Below are 18,048 nucleotides of genomic sequence, written 5' to 3' on the forward strand. Positions count from 1 at the left end.
CTCAGGCCCGGTTCCCCGACCGTGCGGCCGTCGTGCGCTCCTCGATGTAGGCCACGAGCGTGCCGACCTTCATCGTCATGATCTCGGTGATGTCCATGTCGGCGACGAACGCCGCGAAGTCGACGCGCCGGCCGTAGCGCTCCTGGACCTTCTCGGCGAGCGCGACGAACTCGATGCTCTCCAGGGCGAGATCGTCGCTGAACGTCGTTTCCCGGGTGATGTCGGTCTCGAGAAGGAAGTCCTCCCCGACGACTTCGACCAGCATCGTGACGACTTCGTCGAGGACCGGGTCCGTTGCGCTCACGTGGCGTCCCTTCCGTGTGTCCACGCGACGGCGTACTCCGTCGCGTCATCGGTGATCGTCGTGGTCTCGACGCGATAGGTGGTTCCGCCTGGCGCGGTCACGACCAGCGTCAGGTCCTCACCGGCCTGGACCTCGAAGGCGTGCGGCCGGCCGCCCAGCCCGGTGCCGGCGGCCTTGGCGGCCGCCTCCTTGGCGGTCCACAGCCGCGTGAACAGCGCGGCCCGCTCGCCGCCGGTCAGCCCGCCGAGCAGGGCGCGCTCGGCGGCGGTCAGCGCGATCTCCTCGGTCCCGGCGTCGCGCTCCCGTACGGCCTCGATGTCGATGCCGACCGCGCCCGGTCCGGCCAGCGCGACCGCGATCCCGGGACTCCGCCCCCTGCCCGCGCAGTGGGCGAGGGAGATGTGCGGCGCGCGGAACGCGCCCGTCGCCCGCGGCCGCCCCCGGTCGTCGTTGTCGATCCTGATCTCCGCCGGGTAGATCGGCCCGGCGCCGAGGTCCCACAGCCGGTGCCGCACCGCGTCCTTGGCCGCGATCCGGCCGAGCAGCCACGCGCGCCGGGTGTTCGGCGTCAGTTCCTCGTACCGGGGGCGCTCCGCGGCGCACAGGTAGCGGCGCATGATCAGCTCGCGGGACCCGGTGTCGGGCCAGCGTTCCCGTACGACGCACCACCCGCCCGGACGTGGCTCGGACACCGTCTCGCTCTGCGGGCGGAACTTGATCCTCCAGGTCCGGTCGTCGGTGGCGAACCGGCGGGTCGTCCAGCCCTCCATCCGGCACCAGACGCGGCCGTCGCCGTCCCGTATCTCGGCGTCGGCCCGCATCTCCGTTTCGGTGATCTCCCGGATCCAGGCGCTGCACTCCAGCCGCGCGCCGGCCGGCGGCCGGGGTCCGTAGAACCGCACCGCCCGTACGCCGGTGGGCAGCACGGTCTGGTCGGCGGTACGGCTGACCTGCATCCAGTGGCCGATGAGCTGGCCCGCGCTGTCCAGGAGCGCGCCCTCGGCGGGCAGGTTCGCAAGGATGCCCGTGATGCCGTCGTCGCCGACGCTGTCGAGCCGGGCGACTCCGGCGAACCGGGGACCGTGGAACATCCAGTCGCCGTCGTACAGCTCCGGCGCGGTGACGGGCGCGGGCCGGGGGTTCGTCAGGGCCTGCCGCGAGGGTTCCGGCGCGGGCGGGTGGCCGGTGGCGGAGAGATGGACGACGCCGCTCGCGTAGCCCTCGATCCGCACCTTCACCGTGATCTCGCCGTCCGGCCCGGCGTCGCCCCGCGCGGCGTGCACCGCCGTGGTCGTCTCGGGGGCGACGGACAGCCAGCGGGCCGCCTTGACCTGCGAGATGCCGGTCACCGTCGCCCCGGGCGCCAGCTCGGCGGCAGCGCCGGCCATCAGCTCCAGCATCGTCGTGAGGGGGACGACCGGGAACCGGTCGGTCATGTCCGGCCAGCCCGGCGCCTGGGGGAACACGCAGTGGTCGACGCAGTCCGGCATCGTCGCGAGCGAGAACACCCGGGTCCGGGTGAGGGTCCGCGGCGGCTCGGGCGCCGGCCGGGCGTGCAGGGCGTCGGTGATCGTACGGGCCGCGGCTGCGGTGTCGGCGAGCGCGGCGTTCAGCGCGGCGACGACGGGGGAGCCCCCGGCGACCTCGTACGCCCCGGCGGCCGGCACCCCCACGAGGGCGTCGAGCCCGGGCAGCCGGACCATCGGCTCGCCGAGGCGCAGCCGCACCGTGCCGCCGGCGCGTGCCGGCGCAGGCGGCGCGGGCAGGGCGCCGAAGTCCGGCGCCAGGCCCTCGGCCCACAGCGCGGCGGCGACCCGGCGCATCTGGTCGAGCCCGTCGCGGGCGGACACGGCCGTCGCGATGGCCAGGTGCTCGTGGTCGCGCAGGGTGTCCTCGGTGAAACCGACCAGGCTGCCCTGCCCGACCTGGACGAACGCCCGGATGCCCGACTCGTACAGCAGCGTGGTGAGGCGCCGGAAGCGCACCGGCTCGACGAGGTGGCGCAGCACGAGGTCGCGTACCTCGCCGGCGTTCGGGGGGAAGGGCGCGAGGGAGGTGGCCGACCAGACCGGCACGCTCGGCCGGCTCACCTCCAGCCGTCCCAGCAGCTCGCGGGCGACGTCCAGGTGGCGCGCGAACACCGGCGAGTGGAAGCCGGTGCGGAACGGCATGGTCTGCGTCATCACGCCCTGCCGGCGCAGGCGTTCGACGATCCGCCCGACGCGGCCGGCCGGGCCGCAGATCACCGACTGGTGCGGGCAGTTGTCGTGGGTGAGGTGAACGTCGTCGAAGCCGTCGAGTGCGGCGGCGACGAGGTCGGCCGGCGCGCCGAACGCCGCGTACACGACGTCGGGCACCTCGACCATCCCGGGCCGCATCGAGGCGATGAAACCGTCGACCTCCGGATAGACGCCGCCGACGACCATCGCCGTCCACTCGCCGAGGCTGTGCCCGGCCAGCGCGCCGGGGACGACGCCGAGGCGCGCCAGGGCGGCGGCGTACAGGCGGCTCACCGCGACGACGTCGATGGCGTGCTCGACGACGTCGCCCCCGCCGGACAGCCCGGGTACGGGCAGGCCGAAGTGGTGCGCGAGGCCCTCGACCCGCGGCGCGAACTCCGCCTCGAAGCCGGGGAACAGGAACGCCACCTGGCCGGGCCCGGTGAGCAGCGGCCGGGGCGTGAACCACACGTCGCTGCGGCCGCGCCAGGGGCTGCCCCGCGCGACGATCTTGCGGGCCAGCGCGAGCCGCCGCCGGTCCGGCGCGACGATCGCGAGCCGGCAGGGACCGTCGCCGGGCGGCCGTCCCGCCCGCGCGACCAGCTCCGCGTCGCCGGCGTCGAGGGCGCGGGCGATGTCCTCCGGCCCGGCCCCGGCGAGCCGCAGCACCGGCTCACCCGCCGGCCGCACTCCCGACGGGGACCGCGAGACAGTCCCTCGTGCGGGCCGCGGCGCCTCTTCCAGGACCACGTGCGCGTTGATGCCGCCGAAGCCGAACGCGTTGACCGCGGCGCGGCGCGGTGTCCCGGGCGGGCGCTCCCACGGCACGGCCTCGGCGACCGGCGTGAACCGGGTGCCGGCCAGGCCCGGGTGCGGCTCCTCGACGTGCAGGGTCGGCGGCAGCGTCTCGTGGTGCAGGGCGAGCGCCGCCTTGATCAGCCCGGCCACCCCGGCGGCGGGCATCGTGTGGCCGATCATCGACTTGACCGTGCCCAGGCCGACCGGCGGCCCGGCCGTGCCGAACACGCGCCGGAGCGTCTCCAGCTCGACCGTGTCGCCCGCCGGGGTGGCGGTGCCGTGCGCCTCGACGAGCCCGACGGCGTGCCCGCCGGCGGGATCGACGCCGGCGGCCCGCCACGCCTGCTCGACGGCCGTCACCTGGCCCTCGGAGAGGGGGTTCATCATGCTGGTGGCGCGCCCGTCGCTGGCGACGCCGACGCCGCGGATCACCGCGTACACCCGGTCGCCCGCCGCGAGCGCGTCCGCGAGCCGTTTGAGCAGCACGATCCCGGTGCCCTCCGACAGCAGGGTGCCGTCGGCGCGCGCGTCGAAGGGCCGGATCGTCTCGGTGGGGCTGAGCGCGCGGAGCTGGGTGAAGACGCTCCACAGGGTGGTGTGGTGACAGTGGTGCACGCCGCCCGCCAGCACGGCGTCGCAGCGGCCGGAGGCGAGGTCGCGTACGGCGTGGTCCACCGCCAGCAGCGACGAGGCGCACGCGGCGTCGACCGTGTACGCCGGGCCGCGCAGGTCGAAGCGGTTGGCCACGCGGGAGGCCGCGAAGTTCGGCACCAGGCCGATCGACTCCTCCGGGCCGAGGGTCTTCTGGAACGCCTCGCGCACGGCGTCGAGCCGGTCCTCGCCCAGCGCCGGGACGAGGTCGCGCAGGACGGCGGTGAGCTGGTGCGCCGTGTGGACGCGCTGGTCGAGGCGGGCCACCCCCGGGGTGAGGTAGCCGCCCCGGCCGATGATGACGCCCACGCGGGACCGGTCGGGGAGCCGGTCGTCGCCGCCGGCGTCGGCGATCGCCTCGGCCGCGGCGCGCAGGGCCAGTAACTGGTCCGGCTCGGTGCCGTCGACGGCGGCCGGCATGATGCCGAACCGCGTCGGGTCGAAGTCCGCGAGCTCGTCGACGAACCCGCCGCGACGGCAGTAGAAACGGTCCGGGGCGGCCGGCGCCTCCGGCGCGTAGTAGACGTCCTGGTCCCAGCGGCGGGCCGGCACCTCGGTCACCGAGTCCACCCCGGTGCGGATGTTGTCCCAGAAGGCCGGGGCGTCCCCGGCTCCGGGGAACACCGCGCCGATCCCGACGATCGCGACGTCCTCACTCATCGCCGAGGTCGCCGCACGCGTAGATGACCTGGGCGTCCTCGCCACAGGACAGCTCGCGCAGCAGGCACGCGAGGCCGGCGTCCGGGTCGATCAGCGTGACGCCGCGCCGCGCGTACTCGCGTTCGAGCTCGGGCGAGACCATGCCCCCGCCCGCCCAGGGTCCCCAGTCGACGGCGACGACGCGTCCGGGCAGGCGCCCGGCCCACACGCGGCTGAGCCCGTCGAGCGCGTCATTGGCCGCCGCGTAGTCGGTCTGCCCGCGGTTGCCGAACGCCCCGGACACACTGCCGAAGGCCACGACGAAACCGACGGGCGGCCGTACGGGGGGATCGGCCGGCGCGACCGCGTCGAGCAGCGCGCGGAAGCCGTCGACCTTCGTGCCGTAGACGCGGGCGAACGACTCCGGCGACTTGTCGCCGAGCAGCCGGTCCTCCAGGACGCCGGCGCCGTGGATGACGCCGTCGATCCGGCCGTGCCGCGCGTACACGTCGTCCACGAGGGCGCGTACGGCGGCGGCGTCGCGGACGTCGGCCGCGTGATGGCGGACCGAGGCCGCGAGGCCGCGCAGCTCCTCCAGGGTGGCCCGGATCTCCCGCTCGGTGAGGATCCGCCGGGCCGCCGCGTCGATCTCGGCGGGCGTTCCGGCGCCCTGACGGGCCAGGACGCCGCGGAGCGCGGTCAGGTCCGCGGCCGCCGCGGTGGCCGGGTCCTCCGGGCCCGCCGGGGCCGGGGTCCGCCCGGTCAGCTCGACGTGGCAGCCGGTGAGGCGGGCCAGGGCGAGGGCGGCACCGGCGGTGATGCCGCGCGCGCCCCCGGTCAGCAGGACCACCGAGTCACGGCCGAGACCGGGCGGCGGGGCCGCCTCCCCGGTCAGGTCGGCGCGGCGTACGCGCAGCGTGGTGCGGGTGCCGTTGCGGTACCCGGCGACCGTACGGCCGTCGCCGCCCGCCAGTTCGCGCAGCAGGTGTTCGGCGATCGCCCGGGGGTTCTCCTTGGGGTCGACGTCGACCGCGCGCGCCACGGCCCCCGGGTACTCCTGGGCGATCGCCCGGACCAGCCCGCGCAGGCCCACGTCGGCGGCGTCGGGATCGGCGCCCGTGCCCGGCCCGAAGTTCCCCGCGGTCGTCGTGGCGACGACCAGGCGGTCCGCCCCGCCGAGGACGGCGCCGCGGATGCCGGCGAACGCGGCGGGCAGCACCGGCCGGGCGCCGGGGCGCAGCGCGGCCAGGTGCACGAGGGCGCCCGCAGCGGGCCCGTCCTCGGGCGGGGTCTCGACCACGCGGGGCTCGGCGCCGCGCCGTTCGAGCAGGTCGGAGAGTTCGAGGGCGACGCCGCGCCCGTCGTCGACGATGACCACCCGGAGGCCGGCGAGCGCGTCGCCCTCGCCTTCGGGAGCCGGGACGGTGACGGTGTCGACGACGTACCGGCCGGGCGCGCCGGACGCGGCGAGCACGGCCTGCGGCGCCGGTTCGGCGGGCTCGGCGAGCTCGGCGGGCCCGGTCAGGTGGCCGCCGAGCCAGTCCGCGATGCCGCCGATGGTCTTGATCCGGGCCAGCTCGGTGACGGCCTCCTCGACGTCGGCCTCGTCGCCGCCGAGCCCCAGCCGCTCGGCCAGCTCCCCGATGATCTCGGTCCGCTTGATCGAGTCGATGGAGAGGTCGCCCTCCAGGTCCAGGTCCGTGCCCAGCATGTCGGGCGGATAGCCGGTACGCGCGCTCACCGTGGCGAGCACGACCGCGCGGATCTCCTCCGGCCCGGTCGCCGTCGCCTCGGGCCCGGGCGGTGGCGTTTCCTCCGGCGCGACCGCCGCGGCGAGCACCTGGGCGACGGGTTCCACGGCGACGGGGACCAGGGCCGGCGCCGGGGTCGTGCCGAGATAGCCGAGCAGCACGTCGCGCTGGGCGGCGACCATCTCCCGTGTCGACCGCAGGAACTCCATCACCGCCGCGTCGCGCTGCGTGCCGTCGGCCATCGTCTCTCCCGTCGGGGTCAGGTTCACCCGCGGCGCCTCGGTCGCGGGCCGCAGGCCGCCGGGCACGTACTCCCCGGCGGAGGTCCGTACGAGCTGTCCGTCGACGAGCCACCCGGGCGTACGGGCCGGCCTCTCGCCGGCCGGACGCGCCCGCCCGTCGAACAGCGGGTCGAGGTCGACCGGGACGCCGGCGACGGCCAGCCCGGCGAGCGCGTGCAGCAACCGCGTGACGCCGTTCTCACCGGAGACGTCGCAGGCCACGACGGTGTGCGGCCGGTCGCCGAGGATCTTGCGCACCAGGCCGGTCAGCACCCGGCCCGGGCCCGCCTCGACGAAGACCCGCGCGCCCGCGGCGTACATGGCCTCGACCTGCTCGACGAAGCGCACCGGCTCGGCGACCTGCCGGGCGAGCAGCGCGCGCACGAGATCGGGTGTTTCGGGGTAGGGGGCGGCGGTGCCGTTCGACCAGACAGGATGCGCGGGCGGCCGGACGTCGCGGCCGGCCAGCGCCGCGGCGAGCGTGTCCGCGGCCGGGGCGACGAGCGGGCTGTGGAACGCGCAGGCCACCGGGACCGCGCGGGCTCGCATCCGGCGTTCGCCGAGCGCGGCGACGGCCCGCTCGACCGCGGCCGTCGGGCCGGAGACGACCGCCTGCGCGGGGGCGTTGTCGTTGGCGACGATCACCTCGTCGCCGATGCCGATCTCCTCCAGGACCGCGCGCACCGCGCCGGCGGAGGCCGCGACCGCGGCCATCGTCCCCGGGTCATCCCCGGCCGCCGCCAGGATCGCGCCCGCCCGTGTCTCGCTCAGCGCGAGCAGGTCCTCCTCGCCGAACACGCCGGCCGCGCACAGCGCCACCAGCTCGCCGTAACTGTGGCCGCCGGCCATGTCGGGGCGTACGCCCAGCGAGCCGAGCAGCTCGGCCACGGCGAGCCCGGCGATGCCGAGGGCCGGCTGGGCCATGCGGGTGTCGGTGATCGCGGCCTTCTGGCGCGCGGTCTCCTCCCGCGAGAAGGCGGCGGGCGGGAACAGGACCGGGGCGTACCGGCCCTCCGCCAGCCGGAGCAGGCGCTGCAGCCGGGGGAAGGCGATGAACAGGTCGGCGAGCATCCCCGGCCGCTGGCTGCCCTGGCCGGGGAACAGGAAGGCCAGCGCGCCGGTCGCCGCCTCGTCCGGCGCCAGGTGGACGCCCTTCCCCGCCCGGCCGGCCCGCAGGTCCGCGAGCCCGGCGGCCAGGTCGCCGCGGTCCGCGGCCACGATCGCGGCGCGTACGGGACCGGCGGGCGCGCCGCGTAGGTGCTCGGCGGCCAGGTCGCGCAGCCGCAGGGGCGTCTCGAGCAGTTTCGCCAGGCGGTCGGCCTCATGCCGTACGGCGTCCTCGCCGGCGCCACGGAACACGAACAGCTCCGCGGGCCAGTCCGGCAGGCCGTGGGCGGGCTCGTCCGCGCCCCCGTACCCGCCCAGCACGGCGTGGAAGTTGGCGCCGCCGAAGCCGAACGCGCTCACCCCCGCGTACCGCCGGCCGGGCGGCGTCTCCCAGGGCGAGGCGCCGAAGACGAACGGGCTCGTCTCGGGCGACCAGTACGGGTTGGGCTCGCCGATGTGCAGGCTGCCCGGCCTCGTCCCGGTGTGCAGGGCGTACGCGGCCTTGATCAGGCCGGCCAGGCCGGCGGCGCACTTGGTGTGGCCGATCTGGGACTTCACCGAGCCGATCGTGCAGCTCCCCGGGGCCGCGCCCGCGTCGGTGAACAGGTCGGTGAGCGCGGCCAGTTCGGTACGGTCGCCGACGACGGTGCCGGTCCCGTGCGCCTCGACCAGGCCGACGTCGGCGGGGGAGATCCCGCTCGCCGCGTAGGCGCGTTCGAGCGCGCGCCGCTGGCCCTCCGGCCGCGGCGCGGTCAGGCCGAGGGAGCGGCCGTCGCTGGACCCGGCCACGCTCTTGACGAGCGCGTAGACGCGGTCGCCGTCCCGCTCGGCGTCGGCCAGCCGCTTGAGCACGACGCAGGCGACGCCCTCGCCGAGGGCGATGCCGTCGGCGGCGGAGTCGAACGTCGCGCACCGGCCCTTGGCCGACAGCGCGTGCACCGAGGCGAACAGCAGGTAGTCCTGGATGTCGTTGTGCAGGTCGGCGCCGCCGCACACGACCATGTCGCTGGTGCCGGCGGTGAGCTCCTTGCAGGCCAGGTCGAGCGCGGCGAGGCTCGACGCGCAGGCCGCGTCCACGGTGAAGTTGGACCCGCCGAGGTCGAGACGGTTGGCGATCCGCCCGGCGATCACGTTGCTCAGCACGCCGGGGAACGAGTCGTCGGTGAGCGCGGGCAGGTGCTCGTCCAGGCCGGGCGGCACCTCGCCGGCGTAGGCCGGCAGGGCCGAGCGCAGGCTGTACGCCGCCGACAGGCCGCTGCCCGCCTCGGCGCCGAAGATCACCGAGGTGCGTTCGCGGTCGAACGCGCGGTCGGCGTAGCCCGCGTCGCGCAGCGACCGCGCGGCGACCTCCAGCGCGAGTAACTGGACCGGCTCGATGCTGCCGAGCGACGCGGGCGGGATGCCGTACTCCAGCGCGTCGAAGGGCACCGGCGGGATGAAACCGCCCCACCTGGAGGGCGTACGGCCCCGCGGCTGCGTCACGGCCTCCGGGTCGTAGTACAGCCCGGTGTCCCAGCGCTCCGCCGGAACCTCGGTCACCGCGTCGACCCCGCCCACGACGTTGGACCAGAACGCGTCGAGGTCGCCGGCGCCCGGATAGACGCAGGCCATGCCCACGATCGCGATGTCGAGCGGGCCGGCGGCGGCCTCCTCGGGCGGGCGTTCGCCGGCGGCGGAGGCGAGCAGGCGGGTGGCCCCGGTCGTGACCTCCTCGTGCAGCGCCGCGACCGTCGTGATCTCCGAGCGGATCGTGGCGACCTGGCCGAGCATGTACATGCCGTCGTCGCGCTGCTCCCGCTCGCCGACGGTGGAGAGCCCCTCCCCGGTGCGCCGCAGGCCCTTCGCGGCGATGCGCAGCCGGCCGAGGTTGAGCCGCTCCAGTTCCGCCCAGGTCTCCTGGACGGTCGAGCCGGACTCGGCGAGCCGCCGCCGGGTCTCCTCGAACGCCGTGACGTAGGGGGTGTCCGCGCAGCGGGTCACGTGCCCGGGCGAGGTCTCCAGCGAGGCGGTGCGGTCGCACGCCAGCGCGGTCCGCTGGTAGTGCGGCAGGATCGCGCCCGCGCCCACCGCCTCCTCGGTGAACAGGTACGCCGTCCCCATCAGCACGCCGGTCGCGGTCCCGCGCCCGGCCAGCGGCGCGCACAGCGCCGCCACCATGGCGGCCGACCGCGCGTCGTGCACACCGCCGGCGAACAGCACGCTCACCTCGGGCAGCACCTCGGGGTGGTCGAGGAGGCACCCGATCTGGGACTCCCAGAGCGGGAAGCTCGCGCGCGGGCCGATGTGCCCGCCGCACTCCGACCCCTCGAAGACGAACTTCCGGGCCCCCTCCTTGACGAACCGCGCCAGCAGCCCGGGGGAGGGGACGTGCAGGAACGTCGAGATCCCGGCCGCCTCCAGCACGGCGGCCTGGGCCGGCCGCCCGCCGGCGATCAGCGCGTACGGCGGGCGGACCGCGTGGACGGCCTCGAGCTGCGCCGCGCGTACCTCCTCGGGGGCGAAGCCGAGGAGGCCCACGCCCCACGGCCGGTCGCCGAGCAGCCCGGCGGTCTCGGTCAGCAGCCGGCGCGTCTCGTCGCCGCTCATCAGGGCGAGCGCCAGGAACGGCAGGCCGTCGGCACCGGCCACCGCGGCGGCGAAGGCGGCCTGGTCGCTGACCCGCGTCATCGGTCCCTGCGCCACGGGACGGCGCGGGCCCCTGGGGTCGCGCGCGATGCCCGCGCCCGGCGCGAGCGGCGTCAGCTCCGCGGCCGAGGCGATGCCGTCGCCGATCGCGGCGCGGATCGCCTGGACGACCCCGCCCGCCGTCTTGTGGCGGCGCGCCAGGGATCCGGCGAAGGCGCCCTCCTGGCCGATCGGCAGAAGTCGGGTGCGCAGGTCACGGGCGCCGAAGCGGTCCGGCGCGCCGCTCTCGGCCAGCGCCGCGACCGGCAGGTCCGGACGCGTGTAGACGCGATGGCCACCGATCACCGTCGTCTCGCTGCCGTCCATCGCGGCGATCGCCGACGCGGTCGCCTTCGGCAGGCCGCCCTCGCGTACGAGCGCGAGCTGGGAGTCGATCACCACACCACGTGCGCCCCCGGCCACCGCCGCCGCGGCGGTGTTGACGCCGATGCCGCCCTGCGCCCAGACCGGGACGCCGAGCTCGGCGACCAGCCGCTGGAGCAGCACGAACGTGCTCAGTTCCCCGACACGGCCGCCGGACTCCATCCCCTTGGCGATGACGCCGGACGCGCCCCGCTCCACCGCCGTACGCGCCTGTTCGGGCGAGGTGACCTCGGCGAGCAGCCGCCGCCCGTCCTTCGCCCACGGCCGGGCGTCCGTCCCCGCGACGACGACGGTGTCGACCTCGTCCGGCAGGTCGCCGGGCGCGAGCGGGCAACCCGGCGAGACCCGTACGCCGAACGTCCCCGCCCACCGCCTCCTGACGCGAGTGAGCGCCTCACGGGCCGCCGCCGCGTCCCGGCCGAGGTCCAGGACGCCGAGCCCGCCGGCCCGTTCGACGGCCACGGCCAGCGCGGCGTTGGGCTCGGTGAAGGGTGTCAGACCGATCACCAGGTCGCGGCGGTGGAGGTCAGTCGTCATCTGCGTTTCTTCCATCCCTGATTCGAAGAATTTCCGCCTCGAAGGGCATGGCGTGCCACGGGCGACATTGACGCGTCGTGCGTGTCAAAGGAGGAGCCGAATGCGGCAGACGTGCGGGTCACACGGCGTTCCGCCTAGGCGGTAAGGGCGGTGAACTGGGACGACGCGGCACCGGGCAGAGGGGCTGGACCGACTGACGCTGCTCTTGTCGAGAGGGCACGATTACGTTAATTCCATGTGAATTCACTAATTCCACTTTGACGACGATCGCTCCCCCGTCAGAAGATCAGCGTCCCAATTGCTATCACAGCGTCCTGAGCAGTGTCGATATGCTGCTACCGGCCAGTAGGGATGGCCTACCGAAAAATGCCTAGTCAGGGGTCGTGTCAACGACTTTAATTTTCCTGATCCGGCCAGGGGTGCGCGGGAGTGCCGGGACGGTGATGGCGGTGCCCACCTGTCACGTTTCGTGTCCGGACGCTGTCACCGTGTACGTCCGGCGGGCCCGAAAGGCTCTCTCGCGAGGGTTTCGGCCCCCGTGCCGTCATCGGTCGGCCTCATCCGGAGACCGCCCGCACACGCGGCGTCACCTCGTGGCCCCCTGGGTGGCCGTGTTATCACCGGGATGACAAACGCGTGTGCGGGCGATTCGACCGGCCATTAGGCTTTCGACGGTCACGGGCCGCTTTACCGAATGAAATTCTAGTAAGACTTTCGCCTATGCGGCGGTCGCCGGGAAGGCCGCGACAATGGTCCGGCGAGCACCGTCGTTTCCGAGCAACGTGTTCACGGCGGACCGCCTGGCAGAGGCGCTCAGCCGGCGGCGGCGAGCCGCGAGGTCCGCCCGAGCGTCGCGGAGAACTCATCGACCAGGCGCCCGAGCGTCTCGTCGGCGACGGCCTCGACCACCGTCGTGCCGTCGTCGAGCGCCGTGATGTGGCGGTCGAGGACGAACCAGCCCTGGACGATGTGCGCCGCGCCCATCGAGGACAGGACCGGGCGCAGCGCGTAGTCGATGGCCAGCACGTGCGCGGTGGTCCCGCCCGTGGCCAGCGGGAGGACGGTCTTGCCCGCCAGCGCGTACTGCGGGAGCAGGTCGAGCAGGGACTTGAGCAGGCCGGAGTAGGCGGCCTTGTAGACGGGCGTGCCGATGACGACGCCGTCGGCGTGCTGGAACAGGCCGGTGGCCGCGACGATGGCGGGATGCCCGAAGTCCGCGCCGAGCAGCGCGTCGCCCGGCAGCGTGCGTACGTCCAGCGAGGTGACCTGGTGTCCCTGGGCGGCGAGCCGTTGCCCGACGTGGCCGAGGAGCCGGGCGGTACGAGAGGTGGCGGACGGGCTTCCGGAGACGGACAGGATGCTTGCCATGGTGATCTCACCCTCGTGGGTCGGAGGTCGGGAGGACGTACTGGTCGTTCGGGCCGGTCTCAGCGGGCGGTCTCCACCACCACGACGGGGGAGCGGTCCGGCGCGGAGCGCAGCCGCTCCAGCCACTGCACGATGTGGGCGGCGACGCTGCGGTGGTCGACGTCGTTGAGGACGTCGTGGCGTCCCCCGCGGACGGTCACCAGCTCGGCTCCGGGCAGCCGCCCGGCCACCGAGCGCGCGATCGCCGGCGCGGTGACCGGGTCGGCCTCGCCGTGCAGGACCAGCACGGGCAGGCCGATCCGGTCCAGCGGGAGCTCCGGGGACAGCAGCGCGGCCGGGAGCGGCCGGGACAGCGCGCCGCGGACGAACCGGGCGTCCTCGGTCAGCCGCCGCCGGTGTACGGGGCAGGCGGTACGCGCTTCGAGCTCGTCGTCCCAGGACCGCCGGGGCGGCGTCCCGGGGTCGGCGAGGCCGGCGATGATGACCCCGGCCGGCGGAGGGCCCGGCGCGGCGGCCAGGGTGAGGGCCTGGAGGGCCCCGGTGTCCGAACCGGCGAGCACGACCGGCTCGGTCGCCGGCGCGGTCGTCGCGGCCACCAGCCGGGCGAGGACCTCGGGGTCGTCGCCGGGGGTGCTGTCGACGGCGTGCACGGCGTAGCCGTCGGCGGAAAGGCGGCGGCCCAGCCGCTCGTAGACGCCGCCGTGCTCGCCACGGCCGGGGAGGAGCACGATGGTGCCGCGGTGGCGCTGTTCGGCGGCCGGGAGCCAGGAGTGGACGGCCGGCAGGGTGACGGGTTCGGTCATGGTGGGTCCCTCAGTTGTCTCGGGTGCCGCGGGCGAGTGCGCGACGGCCGGCGGCGGTGGTGATGACGTCGTCTTGGGGGGTGTGGACCCGCGAGCACAGCACGTCGCGGTAGTGCCGCTGTAGCGGGTTGTTCCTGGTCAGGCCGTTGTTGCCGACGAGTGCCACGGCCTGTTCGACCGCGGTGATCGCCGCGCGGGTGGCGAGCAGCTTCGCGACGTCGGCGCGGCCCTCGGGCAGGTCACCCTCGTCGTACCGGCGGGCCAGCGCGTCGACGAGGTCGTCCGCGCCGCTGAGCGCGGCCTCGATCTCGCCGACCGCGGTCTGGAACCGCGGCAGTGTCGCCAGGGGCGCGCCGAGCGCGGTGGGGACCCGCTCGTGCAGGAACCCCACGAGCCAGTCCCGGGCCGCCCCGGCGACGCCCAGGTAGAGGGCGGTGAGGCCGAGCGCGTTCCAGGCCCCCAGGTCGCCGCCCGCGCGCCGCCCGGGTGCGGGCTCGGCGAGGTGTGCGACGGCGTCGAGGGGGACCGGCACGTCATTGAAGATCACATCGTCGCTGCGGCTGGCCCGCAGCCCCAGGTGGTCCCAGGTCGGTTCGACGGTGATCCCCGGGCTGTCGGCGCGTACGAGGAACGAGCCGACGCGGACCGGGTCCTCGTCGGTACGGGCCCAGACGGCCATCCAGCGCAGGCCGACCGCTCCGGTCGAGAAGATCTTGTGCCCGGTGAGGGACCAGCGGCCGTCTTCGCGCCGGGCCGTCGTGGCGGGCAGGCCGCCGCGCGCCGGAGTGCCGAGGTCCGGTTCCACGCGCAGCGCGTTGACCAGGGCGGGGCCGGGCGTGGCGAGCAGCTCACGGTAGACGGGCTCGGGCCAGGCGCCGCCGCGCGTCTGCCCGGCGTGGGTGAACAGGGTCATCGCGGTGACCAGGGCGACCGACGGATCGCCCGCGCCCAGAGCGCGCAGGATCCGCACCGTGTCGGCGAGGCCGGCGCCGGCGCCGCCGTACTCGGGACCGGCGGTCGCGGTGAGGAGACCGGACGCGTGGACGGCCGCGACCCCCTCGAAGGGGAAGGAGCCGTCGCGGTCGTGGTCGCCGGCGCGGGCGGCCAGTTCGGCGGTGACGGCGGCCAGCCGCTCGGGGGCGTACGGGGGCGGTGCCGTGTCCGGCGGGGCGTTGCTGGGCATCAGAGGCTCCGGATCGAAGGGGGCCGAAGGACGGTCAGCGGGGGAGGGTCACCGGCGTACGGCTCGACCTCCACGAGCGCGTGCTGGCCGGTGCAGCCCTGGGAGAGCTGCGAGGTGGGCACGTCGGCGGTGAGGACGTTGGGGTTGCCGTGGACGCACAGTGACCCGGACGGGTCGTACCAGGCGCCCGTGGCGAGCTGGACGACGCCCGGCCGCAGCCGTTCGCTCAGCACCGCCCCGGCCAGGCAGGCGCCGCGGTCGTTGAACACCCGGACGAGGGCGCCCGCGGTGATGCCGCGCGCCGAGGCGTCATCGGGATGCAGGGTCAGTGGTTCGCGGCCGGCGACCTTGCCGGCCTGGCTGGTCTCGCCGACGTCGAGCTGGCTGTGCAGCCGGGTGGCCGGCTGGTTGGCGATCAGGTGCAGCGGATGGCGCGCGGCGGCGGGCGCGCCGAGCCACTCGCCGGGCTCCAGCCAGGCCGGGTGGCCGGGGCAGTCGGCGAGGCCGAAGCCCGCCACCGTCGCCGAGGCGATCTCGATCCGGCCGCTCGGCGTGCCGAGGGGCGCGCCCTCGGGGTCGGCGCGGAACCGTTCGAACAGCGTCAACCTGCGGGGACCTGGCGGCAGCTCCAGCTCACCGTCCGCCCAGAACCGGGCGAACGACGGCCGGCCGTCGCCGCGCCAGGAGGCGTAGAGGTGCTCGATCCACTCGCGGGCGGTCCGGCCCTCGGTGAACCGGTCGCCGAAGCCGAGCCGTACGGCGAGGGCGGCCAGGATCGCGTAGTCGTCGCGGGCCCGGCCGAGCGGCTCGACCGCGCGGTGCATGGCGATGAGGTGGCTGTCGCGCCGGCCGCTGCCGAGGTCCTCGCGCTCCAGGGTGGTGGTGACCGGCAGCACGATGTCGGCCTGGCGGGCCGTGGCCGTCCAGTACGGCTCGTGCACGACGATCGTGTCCGGACGGGCGAACGCGCGGCGCAGCCGGTTCAGGTCCTGGTGGTGGTGGAAGGGGTTGCCGCCCGCCCAGTGGACGAGCCGGATGTCGGGATAGGTACGGGTGGTGCCGTCGTAGCGGTAGGACTCGCCCGGATGGAGCAGCATGTCGGCGATCCGGGCGACGGGGATGAAGGTGCGCACCGGGTTGGGCACCGAGGGCATACGGGGGAGCCGCAGCCGCGGCCCGTCGTCGCCGACGTCGCCCATCGAGCCGTAGCCGTGGCCGAACCCGCCGCCGGGCAGGCCGATCTGGCCGAGCATCGCGGCGAGGGCCAGCCCCGCCCAGACCGGCTGCTCGCCGTGCTGGATGCGCTGCAGTGACCAGGTGACGGTGACCAGCGTCCTCGACGCGGCCATCCGGCGGGCCAGCGCCGCGATGGCGGACGCCGGGATCCCGCACAGCGCCGCCGCCCAGGCGGCGTCCTTGACCACCCCGTCCGCACGGCCGAGCAGGTAGTGCTCGAAGGTCTCGAAGCCGGTGCAGTAGCGGTCGAGGAACCTGCGGTCGTGCAGGTCCTCGGCGAGCAGCGTGTGCGCCAGGCCCAGCATCAGCGTCACGTCGGTGGCCGGGACGATGGGGTACCAGGTGGCGTCCAGCTCCTCGGGCAGGTCGTCGCGGATCGGGCTGACCAGCGCGACCCGCACCCCGGACGCGGCCAGGGCCGCCAGGCGGGACGGCGTACGGTGCCGCGTCACCCCGCCCGGCACGACGTGCACGTTCTTGGCGGGGATCCCGCCGAACGCCACGATCAGCTCGGTGGCGTCCTCGATGGTCTGCCAGGTGGAGGCGGACCGCAGCACCTCCTCGGCGTCGCCGACCAGGTGCGGCAGCAGCACCAGCGAGGTGCCGAGGCTGTAGGAGTTGCGGGATCCGGTGTAGCCGCCGAACATCGCCAGGAACCGGTGCAACTGGCTCTGCGCGTGGTGGAACCGGCCCGCGCTCGCCCAGCCGTACGAACCTCCGTAGACGGCCTCGTTGCCGTACCGGTCGCGGACCCGGGCCAGCTCGGCGGCCAGCCGGTCCAGCGCCTCGTCCCAGCCGACCTCGACGAACTCCTCGGCGCCCCGGCGGTCGCTGGGGCCTGGACCTCCTTCGAGCCAGCCGCGGCGTACCGCCGGCGCCGCCACCCGGGTCGGATGCGCGAGGGCGCCGGCGACGTTGCCGAGCAGCGGGGAGGGATCGGGGTCGTCCGGGTGCGGCAGCACGGCGACGGAACCGTCCTCGCGCCGCCGCACTCCGTACGCTCCCCAGTGCGAGGTGGTCGGCAGGGTCACCGGATCAGACCAGCGCCGGGCTGCCGGCGCGCAGCAGCGGGACCAGGCGCCGGCCCCAGTCGACGACGTCCTCGAGCGGGTCGAAACCGCGGATCAGGATGGTGTCGACGCCGACCTGCCGATAGCCGTCCAGCGCCTCCGCGACCTGCTCCGGCGTCCCGACCAGCGCGGTGGAGTTGCCGCCCGGCCCGGTCAGCGCGGTGATGCCGTACCAGAGCCGCTCGTCGTGGCGCTCGTTCTCGGCCGCCTGCCGCTGCAGCCGGTCGGAGCCGACCGAGGAGGACATGCGGTACGGGCGCGGGCGGGCCTCGTCGGTCAGCCCGGCCCGCTCGGCGGTGAGCGCGCGGATCCGCTCGGCCCGCTCCCACGCCGCGTCCTCGGTGTCGGCGATGATCGGCCGGACCGACAGGCTGAACCGCAGCGTACGGCCGTGTGCTGCGGCCGCCTCACGCAGCGCGGCGATCCGCCCGGCGATCTGATCCCGCGGCTCGCCCCACAGCATGTAGACGTCGGCGTGTTCGGCGCCGACCTGGACCGCCGGTGGAGAGGCACCGCCGAAGTACAGCGGGATGCCCGCGGGGGTGGCCGGCTTGACCGTGCTGAAGGCGCCCTCCACGCGGTAGAACTCGCCGTCGTGGTCGAACGGCCGCTCCGAGCCCCACACCCGACGCAGCAGGCCCATGAACTCGCCCGTCCGCGCGTACCGCCGGTCGTGGTCGGCGAAGTCGCCGTCGCGCTTCTGGTCGGCCTCGTCACCTCCGGTGATGTGGTGGATGGCGACCCGCCCGCCGCCGGTCAGGTGGTCGAGGGTGGCGAGCTTGCGGGCGACCAGGGTCGGGGCGACGAAGCCCGGCCGGTGCGCGATCAGCACCTTCAGCGTCGTCGTGGCGTTGAGCACGTGCGCGGCGATGGCGAAACCGTCCGCGCCGGTCGCGCCGTACCCGATGAGGACCCGGTCGAAGCCCGCGGCCTCGTGCGCCTGGGCGAACCGCGTCAGGTAGCCGGCGTCGATGTCGCCGAAGTGGTCGCCGTGGGTCTCGGACGCGTCCCGCGTCCCGACCATGCCGATGAGCTCGTTCGTCATTCGTCGGC

General features: G+C 75.2%; 8 protein-coding genes. All 8 read right to left on the reverse strand.

Annotated features, from left to right (window positions below):
- Window position 1 precedes the first annotated feature (1 nt).
- Window positions 2-304, reverse strand: coding sequence for an acyl carrier protein (locus QWU11_RS27590; RefSeq protein WP_290117344.1), 303 nt, complete (start codon window positions 302-304; stop codon window positions 2-4).
- Window positions 301-4,632: a beta-ketoacyl synthase N-terminal-like domain-containing protein gene (locus QWU11_RS27595; RefSeq protein WP_290117345.1), complete on the reverse strand. Its 4,332-nt coding sequence runs from the start codon at window positions 4,630-4,632 to the stop codon at window positions 301-303. The genes QWU11_RS27590 and QWU11_RS27595 overlap by 4 nt, the downstream gene beginning before the upstream one ends.
- Entirely contained in the window at window positions 4,625-11,335 is a 6,711-nt protein-coding gene (locus QWU11_RS27600) for a type I polyketide synthase (RefSeq protein WP_290117346.1), read from the reverse strand. Before QWU11_RS27600 ends, QWU11_RS27595 begins: the two co-directional genes overlap by 8 nt.
- An 813-nt stretch (window positions 11,336-12,148) precedes the next feature.
- Window positions 12,149-12,703 carry an NADPH-dependent FMN reductase gene (gene ssuE / locus QWU11_RS27605; protein WP_290117347.1) on the reverse strand — a complete coding sequence of 185 codons (555 nt, stop codon included), beginning with the start codon at window positions 12,701-12,703 and terminating at the stop codon, window positions 12,149-12,151.
- A gap of 59 nt (window positions 12,704-12,762) precedes the next feature.
- Entirely contained in the window at window positions 12,763-13,506 is a 744-nt protein-coding gene (locus tag QWU11_RS27610) for an alpha/beta fold hydrolase (RefSeq protein ID WP_290117348.1), read from the reverse strand.
- Window positions 13,507-13,516: 10 nt separating this feature from the next.
- Window positions 13,517-14,689, reverse strand: a complete 1,173-nt coding sequence (locus QWU11_RS27615) for an acyl-CoA dehydrogenase family protein (RefSeq protein WP_290117349.1) — start codon at window positions 14,687-14,689, stop codon at window positions 13,517-13,519.
- Window positions 14,689-16,956 (reverse strand): molybdopterin-dependent oxidoreductase, encoded by a 2,268-nt coding sequence (locus QWU11_RS27620; protein ID WP_290117350.1) that lies wholly within the window; start codon window positions 16,954-16,956, stop codon window positions 14,689-14,691. Before QWU11_RS27620 ends, QWU11_RS27615 begins: the two co-directional genes overlap by 1 nt.
- 4 nt (window positions 16,957-16,960) lie before the next feature.
- Window positions 16,961-18,040, reverse strand: coding sequence for an LLM class flavin-dependent oxidoreductase (locus QWU11_RS27625; protein WP_290117351.1), 1,080 nt, complete (start codon window positions 18,038-18,040; stop codon window positions 16,961-16,963).
- Window positions 18,041-18,048 lie beyond the last annotated feature (8 nt).

Source organism: Actinomadura sp. DC4 (assembly GCF_030406325.1).
Classification (GTDB): Bacteria; Actinomycetota; Actinomycetes; order Streptosporangiales; family Streptosporangiaceae; genus Actinoallomurus.